The sequence below is a fragment of the Flavobacterium sp. MEB061 genome (assembly GCF_000834715.1).
Taxonomy (GTDB): Bacteria; Bacteroidota; Bacteroidia; order Flavobacteriales; family Flavobacteriaceae; genus Flavobacterium; species Flavobacterium pectinovorum.
In genome coordinates, this window is sequence record NZ_JXQR01000059.1 from 1 (window position 1) to 25,754 (window position 25,754).

19 protein-coding genes are annotated in these 25,754 nt (G+C 34.1%); 17 read left to right on the forward strand and 2 right to left on the reverse strand.

Going from position 1 to position 25,754, the window contains the following annotated elements:
* Positions 1 to 10: 10 nt before the first annotated feature.
* From RT99_RS20130 to uvrB, 9 genes are all read left to right on the forward strand, one after another.
* Positions 11 to 2,233 carry an NADP-dependent isocitrate dehydrogenase gene (locus RT99_RS20130; RefSeq protein ID WP_042566721.1) on the forward strand — a complete coding sequence of 741 codons (2,223 nt, stop codon included), beginning with the start codon at positions 11 to 13 and terminating at the stop codon, positions 2,231 to 2,233.
* A 133-nt stretch (positions 2,234 to 2,366) separates the two neighbouring features.
* Entirely contained in the window at positions 2,367 to 4,751 is a 2,385-nt protein-coding gene (locus RT99_RS20135; protein WP_042566549.1) for a TonB-dependent receptor, read from the forward strand.
* Between the two features lie 38 nt (positions 4,752 to 4,789).
* Positions 4,790 to 5,611, forward strand: coding sequence for a DUF4249 domain-containing protein (locus RT99_RS20140; protein WP_042566550.1), 822 nt, complete (start codon positions 4,790 to 4,792; stop codon positions 5,609 to 5,611).
* A 2-nt stretch (positions 5,612 to 5,613) separates the two neighbouring features.
* Complete coding sequence (locus tag RT99_RS20145; protein WP_042566551.1) at positions 5,614 to 6,093, forward strand: GyrI-like domain-containing protein; 480 nt, start codon at positions 5,614 to 5,616, stop codon at positions 6,091 to 6,093.
* Positions 6,094 to 6,100: 7 nt separating this feature from the next.
* A complete protein-coding gene (locus tag RT99_RS20150) occupies positions 6,101 to 6,541 on the forward strand; it encodes a DinB family protein (protein ID WP_042566552.1) in 441 nt (146 codons plus the stop codon).
* Between the two features lie 178 nt (positions 6,542 to 6,719).
* Positions 6,720 to 7,382, forward strand: coding sequence for a thiamine diphosphokinase (locus RT99_RS20155; RefSeq protein ID WP_042566553.1), 663 nt, complete (start codon positions 6,720 to 6,722; stop codon positions 7,380 to 7,382).
* Between the two features lie 136 nt (positions 7,383 to 7,518).
* Complete coding sequence (gene rlmF, locus RT99_RS20160; RefSeq protein ID WP_042566554.1) at positions 7,519 to 8,472, forward strand: 23S rRNA (adenine(1618)-N(6))-methyltransferase RlmF; 954 nt, start codon at positions 7,519 to 7,521, stop codon at positions 8,470 to 8,472.
* 218 nt (positions 8,473 to 8,690) lie between these two features.
* Positions 8,691 to 9,629 (forward strand): alpha/beta fold hydrolase, encoded by a 939-nt coding sequence (locus RT99_RS20165; protein WP_042566555.1) that lies wholly within the window; start codon positions 8,691 to 8,693, stop codon positions 9,627 to 9,629.
* A 143-nt stretch (positions 9,630 to 9,772) separates the two neighbouring features.
* A complete protein-coding gene (gene uvrB / locus RT99_RS20170) occupies positions 9,773 to 11,764 on the forward strand; it encodes an excinuclease ABC subunit UvrB (protein WP_042566556.1) in 1,992 nt (663 codons plus the stop codon).
* Here uvrB and RT99_RS20175 read toward each other — a convergent pair.
* Positions 11,761 to 12,162, reverse strand: coding sequence for a hypothetical protein (locus RT99_RS20175; protein ID WP_042566557.1), 402 nt, complete (start codon positions 12,160 to 12,162; stop codon positions 11,761 to 11,763). The genes uvrB and RT99_RS20175 overlap by 4 nt on opposite strands.
* Positions 12,163 to 12,246: 84 nt before the next feature.
* Here RT99_RS20175 and RT99_RS20180 point away from each other — a divergent pair, with 84 nt between their 5' ends.
* Both RT99_RS20180 and RT99_RS20185 read left to right on the forward strand, forming a co-directional pair.
* Positions 12,247 to 13,257, forward strand: a complete 1,011-nt coding sequence (locus tag RT99_RS20180; RefSeq protein ID WP_042566558.1) for a dipeptide epimerase — start codon at positions 12,247 to 12,249, stop codon at positions 13,255 to 13,257.
* Between the two features lie 41 nt (positions 13,258 to 13,298).
* Complete coding sequence (locus RT99_RS20185) at positions 13,299 to 13,757, forward strand: DUF1456 family protein (RefSeq protein ID WP_042566559.1); 459 nt, start codon at positions 13,299 to 13,301, stop codon at positions 13,755 to 13,757.
* Between the two features lie 374 nt (positions 13,758 to 14,131).
* On the opposite strand, the gene sucC is transcribed toward RT99_RS20185, so the two are convergent.
* A complete protein-coding gene (sucC, locus tag RT99_RS20190; RefSeq protein ID WP_042566560.1) occupies positions 14,132 to 15,325 on the reverse strand; it encodes an ADP-forming succinate--CoA ligase subunit beta in 1,194 nt (397 codons plus the stop codon).
* A gap of 416 nt (positions 15,326 to 15,741) precedes the next feature.
* Here sucC and gltB point away from each other — a divergent pair, with 416 nt between their 5' ends.
* From gltB to RT99_RS20220, 6 genes are all read left to right on the forward strand, one after another.
* A complete protein-coding gene (gene gltB / locus RT99_RS20195) occupies positions 15,742 to 20,259 on the forward strand; it encodes a glutamate synthase large subunit (RefSeq protein WP_042566722.1) in 4,518 nt (1,505 codons plus the stop codon).
* 127 nt (positions 20,260 to 20,386) lie between these two features.
* Positions 20,387 to 21,841: a glutamate synthase subunit beta gene (locus RT99_RS20200; RefSeq protein WP_042566723.1), complete on the forward strand. Its 1,455-nt coding sequence runs from the start codon at positions 20,387 to 20,389 to the stop codon at positions 21,839 to 21,841.
* Positions 21,842 to 22,158: 317 nt separating this feature from the next.
* The gene (gene lysA / locus RT99_RS20205) at positions 22,159 to 23,382 is read left to right on the forward strand and encodes a diaminopimelate decarboxylase (RefSeq protein WP_042566561.1); all 1,224 of its coding nucleotides are present in this window, start codon (positions 22,159 to 22,161) and stop codon (positions 23,380 to 23,382) included.
* A gap of 195 nt (positions 23,383 to 23,577) precedes the next feature.
* Positions 23,578 to 24,051 (forward strand): hypothetical protein, encoded by a 474-nt coding sequence (locus tag RT99_RS20210; protein WP_042566562.1) that lies wholly within the window; start codon positions 23,578 to 23,580, stop codon positions 24,049 to 24,051.
* A 486-nt stretch (positions 24,052 to 24,537) separates the two neighbouring features.
* A complete protein-coding gene (locus RT99_RS20215; protein ID WP_131494936.1) occupies positions 24,538 to 25,074 on the forward strand; it encodes a hypothetical protein in 537 nt (178 codons plus the stop codon).
* The gene (locus RT99_RS20220; RefSeq protein ID WP_042566564.1) at positions 25,055 to 25,606 is read left to right on the forward strand and encodes a hypothetical protein; all 552 of its coding nucleotides are present in this window, start codon (positions 25,055 to 25,057) and stop codon (positions 25,604 to 25,606) included. Before RT99_RS20215 ends, RT99_RS20220 begins: the two co-directional genes overlap by 20 nt.
* Positions 25,607 to 25,754: the final 148 nt, after the last annotated feature.

Sequence of the window (25,754 nt, forward strand, 5' to 3'; positions counted from 1 at the left end):
AAAAAAAAAAATGACACAGAATTCAAAAATTTATTACACCTTAACTGATGAGGCGCCATTATTAGCGACTTATTCTTTTTTACCAATTGTTCAGGCATTTACAGCTACGGCTGGTATCGCTATCGAAACCAGAGACATCTCGTTGGCAGGTAGAATTTTATCAAATTTCCCTGAGGTTTTAACAGATGCTCAAAAAACCGGAGATGCTTTGGCTGAATTAGGTCAATTAGCTACACAACCAGAAGCTAATATTATTAAATTACCAAACGTATCTGCATCTGTACCGCAATTAAAAGCGGCTATTGCAGAATTACAATCTCATGGTTACAAAATTCCTGATTTTCCTGAAGAGCCTCAGAATGATGCTGAAAAAGAAATCAAAGCTAAATACGCTAAAGTATTAGGTTCTGCTGTAAACCCTGTTTTGCGTGAAGGAAATTCTGATCGTAGAGCGCCAAGAGCAGTTAAGAACTTTGCAAAAGCAAATCCACACTCTATGGGTGCATGGTCTGCTGACTCAAAAACTAAAGTAGCTTCTATGCCAAATGGTGATTTTTACGGAAGTGAAAAATCACTTACTGTTGCAGACGCTAATGATGTAAAAATTGAATTCGTTGCAAAAGACGGTACAACTACTGTTCTTAAAGCAAGTACACCGTTAAAAGCTGGCGAGATAATAGACAGTTCTGTTTTAAGTGTAAAAAAATTAAAATCTTTTGCTGCTGAAGCAATCGCTGAAGCAAAAAAAGAAGGTGTTTTACTTTCTGTGCATTTGAAAGCTACAATGATGAAAGTTTCAGATCCAATTATCTTTGGCGCTATCGTTGAAGTTTATTTTGCTGATCTTTTCAAAAAATATGAAACTTTATTTGCTGAATTAAATATTGATACCAGAAATGGTTTAGGTGATATCTACGCAAAAATTGCAGGAAGACCTGAACAAGCTGCAGTTGAAGCTGACATTACTAAAGCAATCGAAAACGGACCGGCTTTGGCAATGGTAAATTCTGATAAAGGAATTACAAACTTACACGTTCCATCTGATGTTATTGTTGATGCTTCTATGCCGGCAATGATTCGTACTTCTGGACAGATGTACAATAAAGAAGGAAAACAACAAGATACAATCGCTGTTATTCCAGACCGTTCTTACGCCGGAATTTATACTGCAACTATCGATTTCTGTAAAAAACACGGTGCTTTTGATCCTAAAACAATGGGAAGTGTTCCTAACGTAGGTTTAATGGCTCAAAAAGCAGAAGAATACGGATCTCACGATAAAACTTTCCAATTGCAAGCAGACGGAGTTGTTCGTGTAGTTGATAATAAAGGAACTGTTTTAATGGAGCAAAACGTTGAAGCAAATGATATTTTCAGAATGTGCCAGGCAAAAGACGCTCCTATTCAGGACTGGGTTAAACTAGCTGTAAACAGAGCGCGTTTATCTGATACTCCTGCTGTTTTCTGGTTAGACGAAAACAGAGCGCATGACAGAGAATTGATTGTAAAAGTTCAAAAATATCTTAAAGATTATAATACTACAAACTTAGATATTCGCATCTTAAATCCGGTTGCTGCAACTGAATTTACTTTAGACAGAATTATCAAAGGTTTGGATACTATCTCTGTAACAGGAAACGTTTTACGTGATTACTTAACAGATTTATTCCCAATTTTAGAATTAGGAACTTCTGCAAAAATGTTATCTATTGTTCCGTTAATGAACGGTGGTGGATTGTTCGAAACTGGTGCCGGGGGTTCTGCTCCTAAACACGTTGAGCAATTTACAGAAGAAGGATATTTACGTTGGGATTCACTAGGAGAATTTTTAGCTCTTGGTGCTTCATTAGAGCATTTAGGACAAACTTTAAATAATTCTAAAGCAATTGTTTTAGCTGAAACTCTTGACGAAGCAAATGATAAATTCCTTGCAAATGATAAATCTCCAGCTCGTAAAGTAGGTCAGATTGATAACCGTGGTTCTCATTTCTACCTTGCTTTCTATTGGGCTCAGGCTTTGGCAGCACAAAATAAAGATGCTGAATTAAAAGCTATTTTCACTCCAATTGCAGCTCAATTTGAAGCTAACGAAGCTAAAATCGACGCTGAATTAATTGGTGCTCAAGGAAAACCTCAAACTCTTGGAGGATATTACCAGCCAACTCCGGAGTTAGTAAGCAAAGCAATGCGCCCAAGTGCGACATTCAATGCAATTCTTGCCGAAATTAAATAAATAAAATGTTTACACATTAATAGTAAAAAAGACAACCCGAAACGGTTGTCTTTTTTTCTTAACTAATGTTTAACAAACCTTACTCTATAATATTTAGTAAGAATTATTATCTATGTAAATCAAAATCAAAACAATGATTACAAAAAAGTTTACTACGTTTCTAATTATTATTTTTACAATCTTTACTTCATTTGCTCAGGAAAAATTTACTTTAAGCGGCACCATAACCGACTTTAAAAACAATGAAACCTTAATTGGTGTCAACATTTATATTCCCGCACTAAAAATTGGAACCACAACTAATGAATACGGTTTTTATTCACTTACAATTCCATCCGGTGAACATCAAATCGAGATAAGTTATGTTGGTTACCAAACCATTCAAAAAACGGTTATTTTAAATCAAAATACCAAAAATAATTTTGCTTTAAACGAAGGCGGCGGCGAAGAACTTCAGGAAGTTGTTATTACCGATAATAAAGGAAAAATCAACATCAAATCGCCGGAAATGAGTGCCAATAAACTTTCGATTGCCACCATCAAAAAAATGCCTGTAGTTTTAGGTGAAGTCGATGTTTTAAAATCGATTTTATTACTTCCAGGCGTTACAAATGCAGGTGAAGGCGCATCCGGATTCAACGTTCGAGGCGGAGGTGCAGATCAAAATTTAATTTTATTAGACGAAGCAACGATATTTAATTCATCACACGTATTTGGATTTTTCTCCGTTTTTAATCCTGACGCCATAAAAGATTTAAAATTATATAAAGGCGGAATTCCCGCACGCTATGGCGGAAGAGCTTCTTCTGTTTTGGATATTTATCAAAAAGACGGAAGCAGTAAGGATTTCCATGTAAATGGAGGAATCGGATTAATTTCGAGTAGAATTCTTGCCGAAGGTCCGATAGTAAAGGACCGAGGTTCATTTTTAATTGGAGGAAGAGCTTCTTACGCCCATTTATTTTTAAAATTATCCGAAGAAAACAAAGATAACTCTGCTTATTTTTATGATTTAAATACCAAATTGAGTTATAAATTAAATGACAATAACAGTTTGTATTTATCCGGTTATTTTGGCCGTGATGTGTTTAGTTTAAATAAAAGCTTCACGAATATTTACGGAAATTCAACTTTAAATCTTCGTTGGAATCATTTGTTTTCTGATAAATTATTCTCAAATTTATCCTTGATTTACAGCGATTATTATTACGGTTTAGACCTTGATTTCGTTGGTTTCAAATGGGATTCTGGAATCAAAAATTATAATATCAAATACGATTTCAAAAACTATATTTCAGATAAATTCAAATTAAATTATGGTTTAAACGGAATTTATTACGAATTCAATCCCGGAACTATCAAACCTAGTAATGCAGAATCTGGAATTAACCCGGATCAATTAGATAAAAAATACGCTTTTGAACCCGCCATTTATATTGATGCCGAAAATCAGCTTTCGAAAAAAATCACAGTCGCTTACGGATTGCGTTATAGTTTGTTTTATCGTTTAGGCGCTTCGACAATCAATTTATACGAAAATAATAATCCTGTTGTTTTCAATTCAGATTTAGAAATTTACGAAAAAGGAACGCCTATTGGAACCGAATATTACGGCAAAAATAAATCCATAAAAAACTATAATAATCTGGAACCGAGATTTTCAATTTCTTATCAGCTAAATGACGATCAGGCGGTAAAAGCGAGTTATAACCGAATGGCACAATATCTTCAGTTAATTTCGAACACCTCATCACCTACTCCGCTCGATGTCTGGATGCCAAGTGACACTTATATCAAACCACAAATTGCAGATCAGGTTGCTTTAGGTTATTTCAGAAATATAAATAATGGAGCCTATTCTCTCGAAGTCGAAAGTTATTATAAAGAAATTCAAAATCGCCTTGACTATATTGATGGTGCCGATTTGATTGCCAATAATGCCATCGAACAGGTTATTTTAAACGGACAAATGCGTGCTTATGGTTTAGAAATTATGTTCAAGAAAAATGAAGGTAAATTTAATGGATGGATATCCTATACGTTATCAAAATCAGAACAGCAAACACCAGGAAGAACACCTGAAGAAACGGGAATAAATAACGGACAATGGTACAATTCTGCTTATGACAAAACGCATAATTTAGCCATTACCTCTGCTTATAATTTAAACGAAAAATGGTCTTTTGGAGCTAATTTCGCCTTACAATCAGGACAGCCGGTTACTTATCCAAACGGACAATACGAGTATCTTGGCATTACTGTTCCGAGTTATGGTTTGCGAAACGAACACCGTTTACCGGCATATCATCACCTTGATGTTTCGGCTACTTTAACACCACGCAGCAATAAAGACAGAAACTGGAAAGGCGAATGGGTTTTTAGTATTTATAATTTATACAATAGACAAAACGCAGCGTCTATAAACTTCCGTCAAAATGTGGATACAGGATATAATGAAGCTGTAAAAACATCTATTTTCGGAATTGTTCCTGCTGTTAGTTATAATTTCAAGTTTTAAAAATCACTTTTCTGTCAAAAGAATTAAAAATACAAATCATGAAAAAAGCAATCTTGTTAATCGTATTTTTCATATCGATTTTCTTCACAAGCTGTGAAGAAGTTGTTGATGTTGACTTAGATACAGCTCCATCAAAATTAGTAATCGAAGGCGCTATAAACTGGCAAAAGGGAACCACAGGCGCGCAACAAACAATAAAACTAACCACTACAACGGGTTATTTTGAAAATGTAATCCCAACTGTTTCAGAAGCAATTGTATTTATAAAAAACAGTGTAGGAGAACAATTTGATTTTGTTGAAGTTCCTAATTCAGGCCGATATGTTTGTAATAATTTCAAACCTGTAATCGACGAGCAATATACCTTAACCGTTATTAGCAACGGAAATACTTATACTGCAAGCGAAATCATGAAATCTGTTGCTCCAATAACACGAATGGAACAAAATAACGAAGGAGGATTTACAGGAAAAGACATTGAAGTAAGGGCTTTTTACAATGATCCTGCAGGTGTAGACAACTTTTATCTGTACAATTACGAATACTCAAATAAAATTACCTCAAATTACTATGTTGATGACGATAAATTTTTTCAGGGCAATGAATTTTTCAGCCTTTCAGATGATGATGAATTAAAACCCGGAGACAAAATCAACATAACACATTATGGTATTTCAAAACAATATTATAACTACATGAGTATTCTGGTTAGTATTGCCGGCAGTAATGTTGGCGGACCATTCCAATCCCCACCTGCCACTGTAAAAGGAAATATCATGAACACGACAGACAAAAGCAATTATCCTTTGGGTTATTTTTCACTTAGCGAAACCGATTCAAAAACATTTACTATAGAATAAACATGGAAGCCAGAATTGAAAATTTAGCAGAAAAAAAATTAATCGGCAATTACATTAAAATGAATTTTATCGAAAATAAAACATTTCAGTTATGGAATGGTTTTATGCCACGCCGAAAAGAAATCAAAAACTCAATTGACTCTAATTTGTATTCACTTGAAGTATTTCCAGTTGGGCATTTTGATAATTTTGATCCTGGTAGTTCCTTTCAAAAATGGGCTGCGATAGAAGTTACAGACTTTGAAGAAATTCCTTCTGAAATGGAAACATTAATTATTCCGACTGGTTTATATGCAGTTTTTACACACAAAGGTCCGGCAAACGAAGGTCACAAAACCTATCATTCTATTTTTGTTGAATGGCTTCCAAATTCAGCATATACGGTTGATGAAAGACCGCATTTTGCAATTATGGGTGAAAAATATAAAAAAGACGATCCAAATTCTGAAGAAGACATCTGGATTCCGATAAAAACCAAATAATAAGATTATGCTCATAGAAACTTTAAAATCGTTATTTAACCGCGACCTGAACAAACTGAAAATAGAAATAGAATCGTACCAAAGTGAAAATCAGCTTTGGGCAATTGATAAAAATATTTCAAATTCTGCAGGAAATCTTTGTTTGCACTTAATAGGAAACATCAATACTTATATTGGTGCAGAACTTGGGAAAACAGGTTATATTCGTGACAGACCTTTGGAATTTTCATTAAAAGATATTCCTAAATCAGAATTAATCAGCAAAATTGATGCTACAATTCTGGTAGTCAATAACGCTTTCGATTCATTAACAGAAGCAGATTTAGATGCTATTTATCCACAAATTGTTTTTGAAAAAGAAATGACAACAGGGTATTTTCTGGTTCATCTTTCCACACATTTGGCGTATCATTTAGGCCAAATTAATTATCATAGGCGTCTTATTTAATTTTAGATTGCAGATTAGATTTTAGATTAAAAAAACGCATACTTAAAAATATTTGCCACAGATTAAAAGATTCATCTATGCTAATCTCTTAATCTTTGACAAAAAATCTAAAATCTAAAATCTGAACTCTAAAATCTAAAATACTACCCGTACCTTTGCATCACAAAAAAAAATCAGCATGTCATCACACCATATAGTTCGCGACGATCAGGAACCTGCTTTAATTATTGCCAACGGAGCTGCTTGCAATCCCGAATTATTAGGACAATTGCTGGAATGGTCTCCGCTTGTTGTTGTGCTTGATTCTGCTATTGAAAGAGTTATCGAACTGGACATTAAAGTCGACGTACTTTTAGGAGATTTTGATCGTGGTTTTGATCCCGAAATTTATAAAACCTCACAATATCCAATCGAAATTGTATATGCGCCGGATCAAAACAAAACAGATCTTGAAAAAGCTTTTGATTATTTAATAGAAAGAAAAATTCCTGCCGTAAACGTTGTTTGGGCAACCGGAAAACGCGCAGATCATACCATTACAAACCTTACCAATATCGTACGTTATCGCGATTTACTTAAAATTGTAATTCTAGACGATCATTCTAAAATATTTTTATTACCCAATAAATTTGAGAAATGGTATACGGCAAAAACTCCCATTTCCCTGATTCCAATTGGGGTTGTAAACGGTATTAATTCAAAAAATTTACAATATCCACTGCAAAATGATACACTTACAATGGGCTACAGAACCGGCAGCAGCAATTCTGTAGAACAAGACGGGCTTGTAACAATTACGCATCAAAATGGCGATTTATTATTGATGGAATGTATTGATTGATTTGTCATCCTAAGTGCAACATTAACTAAAATTAATCATAGAATTAAAGTTGGAATTTGTGATTTAAAAGAATTGGAATTTACAGAAGCACTTTCCTCCAAAAGGAATGACTATCTTTGCACCCAAATTCACAAAAATGAAAGCAACAGACAATTCTGAAAAAAATATTTTACATCCTCGAAATCTTCATCGCTCCCGTTATGATTTTGAACTTCTTATCGCGAATTGTCCAGAACTAAAAAATCACGTTGCGATCAACATTCACGGAAGTGAGACTATTGATTTCAGTAATCCTGTTTCTGTAAAATTGCTTAACAAAGCATTATTACAAACGTATTACGATATTCAAAACTGGAGTATTCCTAAAAATTATCTTTGTCCGCCCATTCCCGGAAGAGCAGATTATATTCATTATTTAGCCGATTTACTGGCTGAAACCAATAACGGAATTATTCCGCAAGGTTCTGGTGTTTTAGGTTTAGATATCGGTACAGGAGCAAATTGCATTTATCCAATTTTAGGAAATGCCATTTACGACTGGAGTTTTGTAGGAACAGATATAGATCTAAACGCTATCCAAAATTGCAGCAAAATTATTGAGGCAAATCCAAAATTGATCGATGCGATAAGTTTACAGCAACAAACCGAATCACGTTTTATTTTTAAAAATATTATTACTCCGGAAGACCGATTTACCTTTACGATCTGTAATCCTCCTTTTCATTCTTCTGCCGAAGACGCCAATCAAAGTACGGTTCGAAAAGTATCTAACTTAAATCCAAAGGAAAAGAAAAATACAAATCCGGTTTTAAATTTTGGCGGTCAAAATGCCGAATTATGGTGTGACGGAGGAGAACTTGGCTTTGTAACCCAAATGATTTTTGAAAGCGCCAAATATGCAATGCAATGTTTATGGTTTACAACTTTGGTTTCAAAAAGAGATAATCTTTCGAGCATTTATAGAACCTTAAACAAGGTAAACGCAGCTTCAATAAAAACAATTGATATGGCTCAAGGCCAAAAAACAAGCCGAATTGTAGCGTGGACTTTTTTGAGCGAGGCGCAGCAAAAAACATTTAAAATAGAATAAAATTGCTACAAATCCGAAAAACCACCTAAAAATTATGAGAAACAATATATTGAAGAACTAAAAGTAGCCGAACAAGAAATTCAGAATGATTTTTTTTCTCATAATGAGGTTAAAGAGAAAATTCACAAGTATTATAATTATGATACTTTAAATCAAAATTATAATACTCGTGAAATTTATATTAATGTTACCTTTAATGTAAATTGAATTTCACCATTATGTCAAAATTACTACCTAAATTTCTTTTATTGTTTCTAATTGTTGGTTGTGCTTCCTCCAAAAAAGTAAAATTTGACGATTATGTTTTTCAGACAAAAAAAGAAAAAAACGCTTATATAACTTCTTACAACAAGGCACTCAAACTTTGGGATGTTCCTTATACCGAAGAAGATATAAAAACTAGTTTTGGAACAGCTCACGTTATTATGGCCGGACCAAAAAATGAAAAACCTTTGGTTTTACTTCACGGAATGGATGCCAGTTCAACAATGTGGTATCCAAATATTAAAGCTTTAGCAAAAAACCATCGTGTTTACGCCATCGACTTTATGATGGAACCTGGAAAATCTACCTTGAGCGCAAAACCACTTTCACCAGAGGAAATCATTACTTTGTATAACGAAATTTTCAATCATTATAAACTAAAGAACTTTGATATTGTTGCGGCATCACGCGGAGGCTGGATTGCTACATTATTAGCCACACAAAGAAAAAATTCAATAGATAAAATTGTTTTACTGAGTCCCGCACAAACTTTTAAATTTATCGATAAAGTCGGCAAAACGTCATCAGCATTAATGCTGAAACTTTTTCCCAGTGAAAAGAAATTCGGCAAAACATTAGAAACGTTTTCAACGCATCCTGAAAAAATTAGTCCTGTTTATAAAAGACAATTTTATTTAGCCAACAAATACGCAAAATCAAATTCGAGCATGCTTAAAATGCATCCTTTTTCAGATGACGAATTAAAAATGATTGATAATCCGGTTTTGGTTATAATTGGCGATCAAGATGTTATAAATGCCGAAGATAGTTTAGAGCGCGCACAAAAATATTTATCCCACAATAAAACAAAAACAATAAAAGATGCGGGGCATTTTCTAAGTATTGATCAGTCGAAAATTGTGAACGATGCTATGATTGATTTTTTAAAATAGTCACAAGTTTTTTTAGCCACAAATTACACGAATGTTCACGAATTATTTTATGGAAAAATCGAAATTCGTGAATTCGTGGCGATCCTTTTTTATAGATTTCAAACTTCGTATCTTTACAAAACCAAATTTTTCATACGCCAAAAATGAAGTTTCAAGTTTCCTCAGAATATAGTCCGAAAGGCGATCAGCCACAAGCCATACAAAAATTGGCACAAGGTATTGTCGATGGCGATAAATATCAAACTTTATTAGGAGTTACGGGTTCCGGTAAAACTTTTACAGTTGCCAATGTGATTCAGGAAGTACAAAGGCCTACTTTAGTTTTGGCACATAACAAGACTTTGGCGGCACAGTTGTATTCAGAATTCAAACAGTTTTTCCCTAATAATGCCGTTGAATATTTCGTTTCTTACTACGATTATTATCAGCCGGAAGCTTTTATGCCCGTAACAGGTGTTTTCATCGAAAAAGATTTATCTATCAATGAAGAGCTTGAAAAAATGCGTTTGAGCACTACTTCTTCCCTTCTTTCGGGACGTCGTGATATTTTGGTTGTAGCTTCGGTTTCTTGTTTATATGGTATTGGAAATCCTGTTGAATTTAAGAAAAACGTAATCGAAATTTTCAGAGATCAGGTTATTTCAAGAACCAAACTATTGCACAGTTTAGTACAAAGCTTATATGCTAGAACTGAAGCCGATTTTAATCCCGGAACTTTCAGAATTAAAGGTGATACTGTCGAAGTATATCCAAGTTATGCTGATGATGCATTCAGAATACATTTTTTTGGAGATGAAATTGAAGAAATAGAATCCTTTGATGCCAAGACTTCGCAAGTAATTGAAAAATTTAAAAGACTTACTATTTACCCTGCCAACATGTTTGTGACTTCTCCGGAAGTTTTACAAGGTGCTATTTGGGAAATTCAGCAGGATTTGGTAAAACAGGTTGATTATTTTAAAGAAATAGGAAAACATCTGGAAGCAAAACGTTTGGAAGAACGTACGAATTTCGATTTAGAAATGATTCGGGAATTGGGTTATTGCTCCGGAATTGAGAACTACTCGCGTTATCTTGACGGACGACAAGCGGGAACAAGACCTTTCTGCTTGTTAGATTATTTTCCAAATGATTATTTGATGGTGGTTGACGAAAGTCACGTAACTGTTTCGCAAGTTCATGCCATGTACGGAGGCGACCGCAGCCGTAAAGAGAACCTGGTTGAATATGGTTTCCGTTTACCTGCTGCAATGGATAACCGACCTTTGAAATTTGAAGAATTTGAAGCCCTGCAAAATCAAGTCATTTATGTATCGGCAACTCCGGCTGATTATGAATTACAAAAATCTGACGGAATTTATGTCGAGCAAATCATTCGTCCGACAGGATTATTAGACCCTGTTATAGAAGTTCGTCCAAGTTTAAATCAGATTGATGATTTAATTGAAGAAATTCACGTGCGCTGCGAGTTAGACGAAAGAGTTTTAGTAACTACCTTAACCAAAAGAATGGCTGAGGAACTAGCCAAATATTTAACCAAAGTAAACATTCGCTGCCGCTACATTCACTCAGAAGTTGACACTTTGGAACGAATCGAAATTATGCAGGATTTACGTAAAGGTATTTTTGACGTTTTAATTGGAGTAAACTTACTTCGTGAAGGTCTGGATTTACCCGAAGTTTCGCTTGTAGCAATTCTTGATGCTGATAAAGAAGGTTTTTTACGTAATCATAAATCATTGACCCAAACAATTGGTCGTGCAGCAAGAAATTTAAATGGAAGAGCCATTATGTATGCTGATAAAATTACGGGAAGCATGCAGAAAACCATTGATGAAACGAATTATCGAAGAACAAAACAAATAAACTATAACGTCGAAAATAATGTGACGCCTCAGGCTTTAAACAAAAAAATCGAAAGTGCGTTTACCAAAAATCCTTTAGTAGAATACGAATTAGGACATACACTTTCTGCTGCTGCCGAACCGGAAACGGCTTATATGTCAAAAGCAGAATTAGAAAAAATGATTCGTGAAAAACGAAAATCGATGGAGAAAGCGGCAAAAGAATTAGACTTTCTTCAGGCTGCAAAATTGCGTGATGATATTAAAAAATTACAGGAACAATTGCCTTAATTGTGTTGTTCCTGAAAAACTTTTAATAGCTTTTTAGGGTCAATCATCGCGTTTGGCGCTTTTTTCATTAAATCTAAAACACGTTTTGTAGCTGTTGGGTTTAATCCCATTTCAATGGCAATTTGCTGAATTGCTTTTGCCTCTTTTTCATGCAAAATTCCATCGCAATGCATAATCAAAGCCAATCTGTAAAATTGCTGAATGCGCTGAAATTCTGATTTTATAATTTGCGGAATGTTTTCCTGATGAAATAAATCCTGAAAAAGCTTCTGGTCAATATTTAATTCCTGTGCTACAAGCCACAAGAATTCTAATTCGCGTTTGTGCAACTCACCATCGACTGTCGAAAAAGCAATCATTTCTAAAAGTAAACTTCTCTTTTCTTCTTCGGTATTCATCAAATTTATTATTTTTAGCTAAAATATTGTTTTTAAACATAAAACACAAAAAATAGTACGCTTCAAATATATTTACTGTCATATATGAAACTAATAATAAGAGCCTACGACCTTAAATTAAAACATACTTTTAGAATTTCAAGAAAATCAATCGATTTTCAGCCTTCTCTTATTGTTGAATTGCAGGAAGATGATTTTTCAGGTTTTGGAGAAGCAACTTCTAATCCGTACTATAATATTACAATTGAAATTCTTCAAAATGATATTGAACAGATCCGAACTTTAATTGAAGCAACATCAAACGAAACTCCCGATGAATTCTGGAACAAAATAAGTTCCCATTTAGTCCATAACCCTTTTGCCTTATGCGCTTTAGACAATGCCTATCATGACTTATATGCCCGAAAAAAGGGCAAGAAATTATATGAATTATGGAATTATGATATTTCACATAATCCGTTAACGAATTATACAATTGGTATTGGAAGCATTGAAAATATGATTGCCAAAATGGAAGAACTTCCGTGGCCAATTTATAAAATTAAACTGGGAACTCCTGATGATATTGCGATCGTAACAGAATTACGAAAGCACAGCGACGCCATTTTTAGGGTTGATGCCAATTGCGCCTGGACAGTTGAAGAAACTCTGTCAAATGCTGAAATCCTAAAGAATTTAGGTGTTGAATTTATCGAACAGCCTTTAAAAGCAAATGATTGGGAAGGACAGCGTGAAGTTTTTAAAAACTCGGTTTTACCCATTGTAGCCGATGAAAGTTGTATTACTGAAAGTGATATTGCGAAATGTCACAATCATTTTCATGGAGTTAATATAAAACTGATGAAGTGCGGCGGAATTACACCCGGAAAAAGAATGATTGCCGAAGCTAAAAAACTAGGATTAAAAACAATGGTGGGCTGTATGACAGAATCGACTGTTGGAATTTCTGCAATCGCACATTTACTTCCTGAATTAGATTACGTAGATATGGATGGCGCATTATTATTGGCAGAAGATATTGCCAGCGGTGTTACTATTAAAAATGGAAAAACATATTATACTGAGAGAACGGGAACGGGAGTAATTTTGTTCTGACATTCTTTTTAAAATAATGTACCTTTGTAAAAAATTAAACGATGACGAACAACGATATCTTAAAAAAACTTCGCGTGGCTTTGATGCTCCGTGATGACCAAATAGTTGAAATTTTAGAATTAGTCGATTTTAGAATTACAAAATCAGAATTAGGAGCTTTTTTCAGAGCTGAAGATCATGAGAATTACATGGAATGCGGAGATCAGGTTTTGCGCAATTTCCTTAACGGATTGGTAATTCATTTGAGAGGTACAAAAGAAAACCCTAAAAACCCTAATGATGTTTTAGCCAAACATAAAGCTGAAATCCCAAAAAAGGAAACTTCTAAGGAAAGACCTGAATTTAAAGCAAGTCCAAAAGATGCTGAAAAAGGAAGAGGTGATAAAGCACCTTCTAAAACAGGAACTGCGGCTAAAAAACCTTTTAAGAAAAAACCAGCTTCACCAAAAATTCAGGTTGTAGAAAAAGTGGTTTACAAAAACGGTAAGAATAAGAAATAGTTTAGTTTGATACGTGGTTTAACCGCAAAGAACGCAAAGGTTTACGCAAAGTTCGTAAGGCTATATTTAGCTTTGCGAACTTTTGCGTTTTAAGGGATTATAACTATTATAACTACAATCCTATCTTCAAATATAGCCCGCGGTTGAAACCGCGGGAGTCCAACGCATATCATACAATATACCTGAACGTCCCCGTGGTTGAAACCACGGGCTATGCTGAAATACAATGCGCGAAATTTTATTGATTTAGCTTTGCGAACTTTGCGTTTGTATTCACAATACTTCAAAAAACCTTGGTGTCCTTTGCGGTTAAAAACAAAAAAAATCCCTCCGAATATCGAAGGGATCTTTTATATAATTGATTTCTTATTTGATTAAGATAATGCAGCTTTAACTTGATCTGCAGCTTCTTGAAACTGAACAGCAGATAAGATTGGCATACCAGAATTGTCAATTAATTCTTTTGCAATTTCAGCATTTGTTCCTTGCAAACGAACGATAATTGGCACTTTAATAGCATCACCCATATTTTTGTAAGCGTCAACAACTCCTTGCGCCACACGGTCACAACGAACGATTCCACCAAAAATATTAATTAAAATTGCTTTTACGTTTGGATCTTTTAAGATAATACGGAAAGCAGTTTCAACACGTTTTGCATCAGCAGTTCCACCAACGTCTAGGAAGTTAGCAGGCTCAAAACCAGCGTATTTAATTAAGTCCATAGTTGCCATTGCAAGACCTGCTCCGTTTACCATACATCCTACAGTACCGTCAAGATCTACATAGTTCAAACCTACTTCTTTAGCTTCAACTTCGATTGGGTTCTCCTCACGGATATCTCTCATTTCAGCATATTTTGGTTGTCTGTATAAAGCATTATCATCGATATTTACTTTAGCATCAACAGCCATAATTTTGTTATCAGATGTTTTCAAAACCGGGTTGATTTCAAACATAGAAGCATCAGAACCAATGTAAGCATTGTAAAGTGCATCGATGAATTTCACCATTTCTTTGAAAGCATTTCCAGAAAGACCTAAGTTAAAAGCAATTCTTCTTGCCTGAAAACCTTGTAATCCAACAGATGGATCAACTTCTTCTGTGAAAATTAAGTGTGGTGTGTGCTCAGCAACTTCTTCGATATCCATTCCACCTTCAGTAGAATACATGATCATGTTACGACCTGTTGCTCTATTCAATAAAACAGAAACATAGAATTCAGAAGTTTCACTCTCACCAGGATAGTAAACATCTTCAGCTACTAAAACTTTGTTTACTTTTTTACCCTCTGCAGAAGTTTGAGGAGTAATCAATTGCATTCCGATAATTTGTCCTGCAATTTCTTCAACTTGTTGCAAGTTTTTAGCTAACTTAACTCCACCACCTTTTCCACGACCACCTGCGTGAATTTGTGCTTTTATTACGTGCCATCCTGTTCCGGTTTCGGCAGTTAATTGTTTTGCAGCAGCCACAGCTTCAACTGCATTGTTAGCCACAATTCCGCGTTGAATGCGTACTCCGTAACTTGCTAAAATTTCTTTTCCTTGATATTCGTGTATGTTCATAATATAGAATTTGTCTGGTTCTGAATTTAGTTCAGAATAAAAGTGCGACAAAAATAGCAAAATTCAACTTAATAGTAAAATGTTTTTCAATTAAAAAAACCACTCTGATATATATTAGATTGTTATTCTTTTTAAAAGAAAACAAACGGTTAAACAATTGTATGTAAATTGTTAACTAAAAAACACTATTTCGTTTGAAATTTAACAAAACCATCAGTGATTTCAATAGCTCCCAAAGGATTTTTCCTAATATAATTTAAAACATATTGTGATTTTATCATTTAGCAATGGTTTCTATAATATTATTATCATTTAAGAACTCTTTTTCTACTATTACAACAAAAATGTAAGTGAAAATAGATTTTTGATACATTATGTTTAACGAAATCTTTATTTTTGTAGAAAAAATATCAAGAATGAGAGTTAAAGAACAAGGGCTTTATTTGCCTGAATTTGAACACGACAATTGTGGTGCAGGATTTATTTGTAATTTGAATGGTATTAAATCTAATGACATCATTCACAAAGCATTGGACATCTTAATAAAATTGGAACATCGTGGTGCAGTGAGTTCTGACGGACGAACTGGTGATGGAGCTGGAATTTTATTTGATATCCCTCATGACTTCTTTAAAAAAGTATGTGACTTTGAAATCCCTGAAACGCGTGAGTATGCAGTAGGAATGGTTTTTTTACCAAAAAGCAAAAACCAGGTATCTTTTTGCATGAAAACATTTGAATCAACAGTTAAAGATCAGAACTTAAAAATCTTAGGCTGGAGAGATGTACCTGTTGAAGTGGAGAATTTAGGGCAGATCGCCGCAGAAAAAGAACCAACAGTTAAACAGGTTTTTGTTAGCAAAAACGGTCAGGAGTTAACTGAAAATGAATTTAATGCAAAACTTTTTGCAGCTAGAAAAATTGCTGAACATGCTATTAGAGGATCAAAAACTTCTGAAAGTCACATGTTTTATTTCTCTAGTTTATCGACAACTACCATAATATATAAAGGTTTATTGATGCCGGAAGACATCAGCCGTTATTATGTTGACTTAAAAGATCCCGATTTAGTGACGCGTTTGGCGCTTGTACACCAACGTTTCTCTACAAATACTTTCCCTTCATGGGATTTAGCACAGCCATTTAGATACATGTGTCATAATGGTGAAATCAATACGCTTCGTGGAAACGTAAGCCGTATGCGTGCCCGTGAAGAATTAATGCAAAGCAAAGTTTTTGGTGATGACATCAAAAAATTATTCCCGATTATCTTAGAAGGAAAATCAGATTCTGCTTCTATGGATATGGTTGTAGAACTTTTATTAATGACCGGCCGTTCATTGCCGGAAGCCATGATGATGGTTGTTCCTGAAGCTTGGGAAAAACACCAAACCATGTCTCCTGAAAAAAGAGCATTCTACGAGTTTAATGCTTGTATTATGGAACCTTGGGATGGTCCTGCTTCTATTCCGTTTACAGATGGTAACGTAATTGGTGCTTTATTAGACAGAAACGGATTGCGTCCTTCTCGTTATACTTTAACAAAAAGCGGCTTTGTAATCATGTCATCAGAAATTGGTGTATTGGATATTGATCCCGAAGATGTAATTCAGCACGGTCGTTTAGAGCCAGGAAAAATGTTCCTTGTGGATATGAACGAAGGTCGTATTATTGAGGATGAAGAAGTTAAAAAAGCGATAGTTACAAAACGCCCTTATCAGGAATGGTTAGACGCAAACTTATTGCCTTTATCTAAAGTTCCGTACACAAATAATCCAACTCCTGTTGAGAAACTGGATTTCTTAACGAGACAAAAATTATTTGGTTATACAATTGAAGATTTAAAAACAATCATCAACCCAATGGGTGGTCAGGGAGCTGAAGCTATTAGTTCTATGGGTAACGATACACCTTTAGCAGTTTTATCAGACCAGCCTCAATTGTTATACAACTATTTCAAACAATTATTTGCTCAGGTTACCAACCCGCCTTTGGATGGTATTCGTGAAGAAATTATTACTGATATCAGTTTAGCGGTTGGTGGAGATTTCAATATTTTTGAAATTGAATCAAAACAATGTAAAAAACTAAAAATCCAAAATCCGGTTATTTCTAATGAGGATTTGGATAAAATAAGAAACATTGATCACGCAGATTTTAAATCGGCTACAATTTCTACTTTATATAAAATAGAAAAAGGAGTTAACGGTTTAGAACGTGCTCTTGAAAAATGTGTTCAGGCAACATACAAAGCAGTTTCTGAAGGTTGCAATGTTATCATATTATCAGACAGAGGTGTTAGTGAGCAAATGGCTCCAATTCCTATGTTATTGGCTTGTTCTTACATTCACCACTCTTTGAACATTTTACAAGTTCGTTCAAAATTCGGAATAATAATCGAATCTGCAGAACCTCGTGAACCGCATCATTTTGCTTTATTGTTTGGATATGGTGCAAGTGCGATCAATCCATACATGGTAAATGAAATCATTCACGATCAGGTAAACCAAGGATTTATTAAAGGTGTAAAAGCTGATTATGCAATTGTAAATTACAACAAAGCAATTGCAAAGGGAATCGTTAAAATCATGAACAAAATTGGTATCTCTACTTTACATTCTTACAGAGCTGCCCAGATTTTCGAGATTTTAGGTTTAAACAAAACATTTACTTCTAAATACTTCCCTTACACACCTTCAAGAATCGAAGGAATTGGTTTGATGGAAGTAGAAAAAGAAGTGAAGAAACGTTTTCAAAAAGCATTTCCAAATTCAAAAGTGGCAAGTTTGCTTCCTTTAGAAATTGGAGGTATTTACAGATGGAGACGTGGCGGAGAAAAACACATGTTTAATCCAACAACTATTGCTAAATTACAACAAGCTGTTCGTTTGAACAGTCCTGAAAGTTATAAAGAATACTCTAATATGGTCAATGAGCAAAGCTCTAACCTAATGACAATTAGAGGAATGTTTGAATTCAATAATTTAGATCCAATTTCTATTGATGAAGTAGAACCTTGGACAGAAATTGTAAAAAAATTCAAAACAGGTGCTATGTCTTACGGATCTATCAGTAGAGAAGCACACGAGAATTTAGCGATTGCAATGAACAGAATTGGCGGAAAAAGTAACTCTGGAGAAGGTGGAGAAGATCCGAAACGTTTCCAGAAAGAAATTAACGGAGATTCAAGAAACAGTGCGATCAAACAAGTTGCTTCGGGACGTTTTGGTGTTTCGATCAATTATTTGACAAACGCTAAAGAAATCCAGATTAAAATGGCTCAAGGGGCAAAACCTGGAGAAGGTGGTCAGCTTCCTGGAGAAAAAGTAGTGCCTTGGATTGCCGAAACCAGAAACTCTACACCTTATGTAGGTTTGATTTCGCCTCCGCCTCACCACGATATTTATTCGATTGAGGATTTATCTCAGTTGATTTATGATTTGAAAAATGCAAATCGTGAAGCACGTGTAAACGTAAAATTAGTTTCTGAAGTGGGTGTTGGAACTATTGCTGCCGGTGTTGCCAAAGCAAAAGCTGACGTTATTCTTATTTCAGGTTATGATGGAGGAACTGGTGCTGCACCATTAACTTCATTACAACACACTGGAATTCCGTGGGAACTTGGTTTAGCAGAAGCTCAGCAAACTTTGATCTTAAATGATTTAAGAAGCCGTGTAGTTTTAGAGTGCGACGGACAGTTAAAAACAGGTCGTGACGTAGCTATTGCTGCATTGTTAGGAGCTGAAGAATTTGGTTTTGCTACTGCTCCGCTTGTTGCTTCGGGATGTATTATGATGAGAGCTTGTCACTTAAATACTTGTCCGGTTGGTATTGCAACTCAGGATCCTGAATTGAGAAAAAATTTCAAAGGAACACCGGAGCATGTAATCAACTTCATGTATTTTATTGCTGAGGAATTAAGAGAAATCATGGCGCAATTAGGTTTCAGAACTTTAAAAGAAATGGTAGGTCAGTCACAAAAATTAAATGTGAATAAAGCGATCAAACATTACAAAGCCAATGGTTTAGATTTATCATCGATTTTATACAAACCGGAAAAAGCGAAAACGGTTCCGAATCACAATACAACAGAGCAGGATCACCAACTTGAAAATGTATTGGATTTTGCAATCATCAAAGAAGCGATTCCTTCTATTTATAGAAAAGAAAAAACAAGAGTTACATTTAAAATTAAAAATACAGACCGTTCTGTAGGCGCCATTTTGAGTAATGAAATCTCAAAAATCTATGGTGCACAAGGATTACCTGATGACACTATTTTAGTTGATTTTGAAGGTTCTGCCGGACAAAGTTTTGGTGCTTTTGCAACAAACGGATTGTCGTTTAAAATTCACGGAAACTGTAATGATTATTTAGGAAAAGGGCTTTCTGGAGGAAAATTGATTATCAAAGTCCCTCCTACTGCAACCTTCAAACCTGAAGAAAACATCATTATTGGTAACGTTGCCCTTTACGGAGCTATTACCGGAGAGGCTTATATTAATGGAATGGCCGGAGAGCGTTTTTGTGTGAGAAATTCTGGAGCAACTGCGGTTGTTGAAGGAATTGGAGATCACGGATGCGAGTACATGACCGGTGGTACAGTGGTTGTTTTAGGAAAAACAGGAAGAAACTTCGCAGCTGGTATGAGCGGTGGTGTAGCTTATGTTTACGATCCAAATCAAAAATTTGATTCAACATTATGTAACATGGAAATGGTTGCATTTGATCCGATAGAAGAAGAGGATGTTACAAAACTAAGAAGATTGATTAAAAACCATTCATTGTACACAAGCAGTCCATTAGCAAAAAGAATTTTAGCAGACTGGGAAAATGAGCAGAAACATTTCGTAAAAGTAATGCCAACTGATTACAAAAAAGCATTACAACGAATTGCAGAAGAGAAAAAAATAGAAGAATTAATAGCTGGATAAAAATCAATTTCAAAAGATCAAATTTCAATGGCAATGGCAATAACAATGCCTTCCTGAGCGTCCCGATACTTCGGGAAGGATTTGGAATTTGGAATTTAAAGAAATTGGAATTTTAATTAAAAATGTCATGGGTAAAATAGGCGGATTTAAAGAATATAACAGAGCCGACGAAAGTAATTTAGCAGTAGCAGAACGTGTTTCGAACTACAACGAATTTACTATTCCGTTAGCAAAAGATAAAGTAAAAGAACAAGGTTCAAGATGTATGGATTGTGGTATTCCTTTTTGCCACAGTGGTTGTCCGTTAGGAAATTTAATTCCTGACTTCAACGACATGGTACACCAGGAAGAATGGCAGGGCGCATTAGAAATTTTGCAGTCTACTAATAATTTCCCTGAATTTACAGGTCGTTTATGTCCTGCTCCATGCGAAAAAGCATGTGTATTAGGAATCATAAAAGATCCGGTTTCTATCGAAAACATCGAAAAAAACATTGTTGAAATTGGTTTTGCGGAAGGATGGATCAAACCACAAGCACCAAAAACAAGAACGGGAAAAACTGTTGCCGTTATTGGTTCTGGCCCTGCGGGACTGGCAGCTGCTCAACAATTAAACAGAGCCGGACACACGGTTACGGTTTTTGAAAGAGACAATGCAATTGGAGGCTTATTACGTTACGGAATTCCAAATTTCAAATTAGAAAAAGGAATTATTGACAGACGTGTAGCAATCCTTGAAGCAGAAGGAATTACTTTTAAAACCAATGTAAATGTTGGTGTAAACTTTAGCATTGAAGAATTAAACGCTTTTGATTCTATCGTTTTATGCGGAGGAGCAACTGAAAGAAGAAGTTTGCCAACAAAAGGAATCGAAAGCAAAGGCGTTGTTCAGGCAATGGATTTCTTAACGCAACAAACGAAAGTTTTATACGGAGAGTCAATTCCTGATCAGGTTAAAGCAACAGGAAAAAATGTAATCGTTATTGGTGGTGGAGACACAGGATCTGACTGCGTTGGAACTTCAAACAGACATGGTGCAAAATCAGTAACAAACTTTGAGATTTTACCAAAACCTCCGGTTGGAAGAAGCGAATCAACTCCTTGGCCTTTCTGGCCGTTGCAGTTGAAAACATCTTCTTCTCACGAAGAAGGTTGCGACAGAAACTGGTTAATCAATACTAAAGAATTCATTTCTAATGATAAGGGAGAATTAACTGGATTAAAAACCGTTGAAGTAGCATGGAAAATGACTCCTGGTCAACGTCCTGAATTGATCGAAAAAGAAGGTTCTGAGAAAATCTGGCCTTGCGATTTAGCTTTATTAGCTTTAGGATTTACAGGTCCGGAGAAAACTCTAAGCGAGCAATTGGGAATTGAAACAGATATAAGAAGCAATTATAAAGCAAAAAATTATCAAACAAACGTTCCTCACATTTTCACTGCCGGTGATATGCGAAGAGGACAATCGTTAATAGTTTGGGCTATTTCAGAAGGTCGCGAAGCGGCAAGAGAAGTAGATTTGTTCTTAATGGGTTCTACCAACCTTCCAACTAAAGGAAACGGAGATTTACCAAGTCTATAATTAAGGTTCTAAGATACTAAGTCGCTAAGGTTCTGAGTTTATATGCTTGGAATTTTAGCGGCTTTTTTTGGCAGAAATTTAGCCCGCGGATTGCACGGATTCAACAGGTTTACGAAGATTTTTTTTATCTTTATATTAAAATCTGTGTTTCATCCGTTTGATCCGTACAAATCGGTGGGCTAAATATTTTTTATAAAAATTCATTTTAAGTCGATTTTTGTTTAAAATTAAACAATTTGTTATAATTTGTTATTTTTCTACAAAAAATTTGCTGTTACTCAAAAGTGTAATAACTTTGCTCAAAATAGTTTATAAAAATGCAAGCAAAAGATCTACTGCAGTTAGCAGACCAATTTGGAAGTCCATTATATGTTTATGATGCCGAAAAAATCCAATCACAGTACAATAGATTAACTAAAGCTTTCTCTAAGGTAGAAAACTTGAGAGTTAATTACGCCATGAAGGCATTGTCTAACGTTGCGATTCTTCAGTTATTAAAGAACATGGGGTCTGGTTTAGATACTGTATCAATTCAAGAAGTTTTATTGGGACTTCATGCTGGCTATGATCCTGACAAAATTTTCTTTACACCAAACGGAGTTTCTTTGGAAGAAATCGAAGAAGTTGCCGCAATGGGTGTTCAAATCAATATTGATAACTTATCTATTCTGGAGCAATTCGGAACAAAATATCCACAAATTCCGGTATGTATTCGTATCAATCCGCACGTAATGGCGGGAGGAAATGCTAATATTTCTGTTGGACATATCGATAGTAAATTCGGAATTTCGGTACATCAAATTCCGCACATATTACGAATTGTTGAAAACACAAAAATGAGTATTGTGGGAATTCACATGCACACAGGATCTGATATTTTAGATATCGAAGTATTCTTGTATGCTGCTGAAATCTTGTTTGATACGGCAAAACACTTCAAAGATCTGGAATTTTTAGATTTCGGAAGCGGATTTAAAGTTCCTTACAAAAAAGACGATATCGAAACTGATATTGAAGAATTAGGTAAAAAATTATCAAAAAGATTCAATTCTTTCTGTGCAGAATATGGCAGAGATTTAACGTTGATTTTCGAACCTGGAAAATTCTTGGTGAGTGAAGCTGGTTTCTTCTTAGCAAAAGTAAACGTAGTAAAACAAACAACATCAACAGTTTTTGCCGGAGTTGATAGTGGTTTCAACCACTTAATCCGTCCGATGTTTTACGGTTCTCAACATTATATTGAAAACATCTCAAACCCAAAAGGAAAAGAGCGTTTTTACTCTGTTGTAGGTTACATTTGCGAAACAGATACTTTTGCCAACAACCGCAGAATCTCTGAAATTACTGAAGGTGATATTTTAGCTTTCAGAAACGCCGGAGCATATTGTTTCTCAATGTCTTCGAACTACAATTCAAGATACAAACCAGCCGAAGTTCTATGGAAAGACGGAAAAGGAATCTTGATTCGTCAACACGAAACTTTCGAAGATTTACTTAAAAATCAAATTCCGTTGCCACAAGAAATTGCTGCAACAGTTTAAAATAAAAAAAAAGAGAATATCTATTGAATCCCGTTTCTTAATTGAGATGGGATTTTTTTTGTTTTAATTCCTGATTTTAGATTTCAAGCTTCCATTATTTGCTATAAAAATTAAAATATTTTCATAAGTTTTTATAACAACTAAAAACACCATATCCATTAAATCATTATATTTGTAAGAAATTATTTATATTAAATGAATTATAATAAATATGATCTTACCAAAGATGAATCATCTACAATATTTAATTTTGTAAGTGTTGGAGATAGAGGTAATTTTAGAAAAGTAGTTGCCTATACATCTACTAAAAATCCTTTGATTCATAATCTTGGTTTCGGAGATTTAAAATATGACATTTTAACAAAAAAGTACGTAATAGATGATCAAATTACAAATGACAATGGAGACATCAGAATTGTTTTAGCAACAGTAGCCAAAACTGCATATGAATTTACAAGTATGAATCCTAATATAACTGTATTTTTTAGAGGTACTGATGCTCGAAGAACAAATACCTACAAGCGAGCGATAATGTTAAATCTACAGGAATTATCAGAAACTTTTGATATATTTGGAGCAAGAATAATTGATAATGATGAAATCATAGATGAACCATTTGATTACAAAAAAGACTTTGATGGATTTCTAATTAAAAGAAAGAAAAAATGAAAAGCGTAAGAAAGATAGTTAAGGCAACGAGAGTAATAAGTAAAGATTCGAAAGTCAACGTGGATCAATCACTGAAAGAATTTAAAGATATTAAGTTTAGATCAGGAAAACCAGACGAAATAAATAAAATGACTTTTAAACTAAGTTTTTAATTAAACAACATAAATATCCCGTTTCTTAATTGAGACGGGATATTTCTTTACCCACACTTTTGATTTCTCCTTCGTCAAAATTGACAAGTTTGTGGATAATTGGGATTTAAAACCTGAAACATATTTTTCTGGGCGTCTCCCTCCGGGCCGAGCTTTCGGCTATATCTTTTGCTTCGTTCCACTTCACAAAAAGTTTTATTATTATTATTATTAAGAATAGTTTTTATACGGATCAGAACAAAAATCTTTGATATTTTAGCAGATTTATATCCTTTGCAAGTAAAGCATCAATAAATAACATATAATTTTTATAATTAATTAAAAAATGCAAGAATTGACTATAGTAGAAGCTTCAACCTTAATTATTTCATTAATAGCTATTATTTTATCTATAAGGAGTAATTATATATCTAAAAAATCTTATGATTTATCTAAAAAAGATTTTGAAAACAAACAATCTAGTTTTAGTATTTATTTAAATGACAATTATACAATAAAACTACAAGACAAAAAATACGTTTTAATCCATTTAAGTATTATAAATAAATCAGATTCAAAAAATAGTTTTAATGCAAAATTAAGAATTGATTGTATCTTGAAAAATGATGAAAAATCAACTCTATATTTTGATCATCTTCCAGATAAAAAAGAGAAATTAAAAAAATCAGATTTTACATTTTTTGAACGCGATATAAATCTAAATGAAAAAGAAACAACTACTAAGTGGCTCATCTTTGAAACCCCTTTATCTCTCTACCAAGAAAATGAAATTGAAAAATATATTATTAAAATTGAGGATCAAAAGAATAAAACTAAAGAAGTAAATACATTATTATTTAAAGAACTTATTAATGAAAATAAAGCTAGATAAAGTACAGGCATATGAAATAATAAAAAGTGGAAAAATGTCAATTCCAGGAATAGCAGATGGAAAAATTATTCCTCTATTAATAATTGATGAGACTAAATCACAAAAATTAAAACAATTAATTAAAATCCATCAAGGTGCACCTCCTGGAGATATTGAAACGATTTGGATTACACCTTTATCAATGTTTACACCTAAAACAATGCATCTTCAATTTAATTTTTCAAAACATATGGATTTGTCTTTTTGTTTAATATTTGAAGTTAAAGAAAGATACAGCTTAATAGATGAAATATTTCAATCACAAGCAATATATCTTAATACTTCAAATAAAAATGCAGACTCAATGGAATCAATTAAAGGGGGTATTTTAGTTGAAATTCCAGCAACCAATAGTAAACAAAAATGGGAAAGTTTATTATTAAAAACTGTGAAAGACATCTATAAAAAAGAAAAAATAGGTAAGAAAGAACTAAATAAAATAACAAAAGAACATATAACTACAATGAGACAAATGTGGAAGAAAAATAAATAATATTTAAAAAGTAATGATGCAAATTTATAACCATTGCTCTCCGAGGTCTCCCGACTTCGTAGTGACAACAACTAAGAGACAAACCCGATAGCGCGGATTTGCAATCCGTGCCCACAAAGTAAATCAATTTTTAAATTGAAGAAAATCT

Bases quoted from the DNA above. Each gene is read 5' to 3' on its own strand.
- RT99_RS20130 (WP_042566721.1), top strand. From the start codon at position 11: ATGACACAGAATTCAAAAATTTATTACACCTTAACTGATGAGGCGCCA.
- RT99_RS20135 (WP_042566549.1), top strand. From the start codon at position 2,367: ATGATTACAAAAAAGTTTACTACGTTTCTAATTATTATTTTTACAATC.
- RT99_RS20140 (WP_042566550.1), top strand. From the start codon at position 4,790: ATGAAAAAAGCAATCTTGTTAATCGTATTTTTCATATCGATTTTCTTC.
- RT99_RS20145 (WP_042566551.1), top strand. From the start codon at position 5,614: ATGGAAGCCAGAATTGAAAATTTAGCAGAAAAAAAATTAATCGGCAAT.
- RT99_RS20150 (WP_042566552.1), top strand. From the start codon at position 6,101: ATGCTCATAGAAACTTTAAAATCGTTATTTAACCGCGACCTGAACAAA.
- RT99_RS20155 (WP_042566553.1), top strand. From the start codon at position 6,720: ATGTCATCACACCATATAGTTCGCGACGATCAGGAACCTGCTTTAATT.
- rlmF (WP_042566554.1), top strand. From the start codon at position 7,519: ATGAAAGCAACAGACAATTCTGAAAAAAATATTTTACATCCTCGAAAT.
- RT99_RS20165 (WP_042566555.1), top strand. From the start codon at position 8,691: ATGTCAAAATTACTACCTAAATTTCTTTTATTGTTTCTAATTGTTGGT.
- uvrB (WP_042566556.1), top strand. From the start codon at position 9,773: ATGAAGTTTCAAGTTTCCTCAGAATATAGTCCGAAAGGCGATCAGCCA.
- RT99_RS20175 (WP_042566557.1), bottom strand. From the start codon at position 12,162: ATGAATACCGAAGAAGAAAAGAGAAGTTTACTTTTAGAAATGATTGCT.
- RT99_RS20180 (WP_042566558.1), top strand. From the start codon at position 12,247: ATGAAACTAATAATAAGAGCCTACGACCTTAAATTAAAACATACTTTT.
- RT99_RS20185 (WP_042566559.1), top strand. From the start codon at position 13,299: ATGACGAACAACGATATCTTAAAAAAACTTCGCGTGGCTTTGATGCTC.
- sucC (WP_042566560.1), bottom strand. From the start codon at position 15,325: ATGAACATACACGAATATCAAGGAAAAGAAATTTTAGCAAGTTACGGA.
- gltB (WP_042566722.1), top strand. From the start codon at position 15,742: ATGAGAGTTAAAGAACAAGGGCTTTATTTGCCTGAATTTGAACACGAC.
- RT99_RS20200 (WP_042566723.1), top strand. From the start codon at position 20,387: ATGGGTAAAATAGGCGGATTTAAAGAATATAACAGAGCCGACGAAAGT.
- lysA (WP_042566561.1), top strand. From the start codon at position 22,159: ATGCAAGCAAAAGATCTACTGCAGTTAGCAGACCAATTTGGAAGTCCA.
- RT99_RS20210 (WP_042566562.1), top strand. From the start codon at position 23,578: ATGAATTATAATAAATATGATCTTACCAAAGATGAATCATCTACAATA.
- RT99_RS20220 (WP_042566564.1), top strand. From the start codon at position 25,055: ATGAAAATAAAGCTAGATAAAGTACAGGCATATGAAATAATAAAAAGT.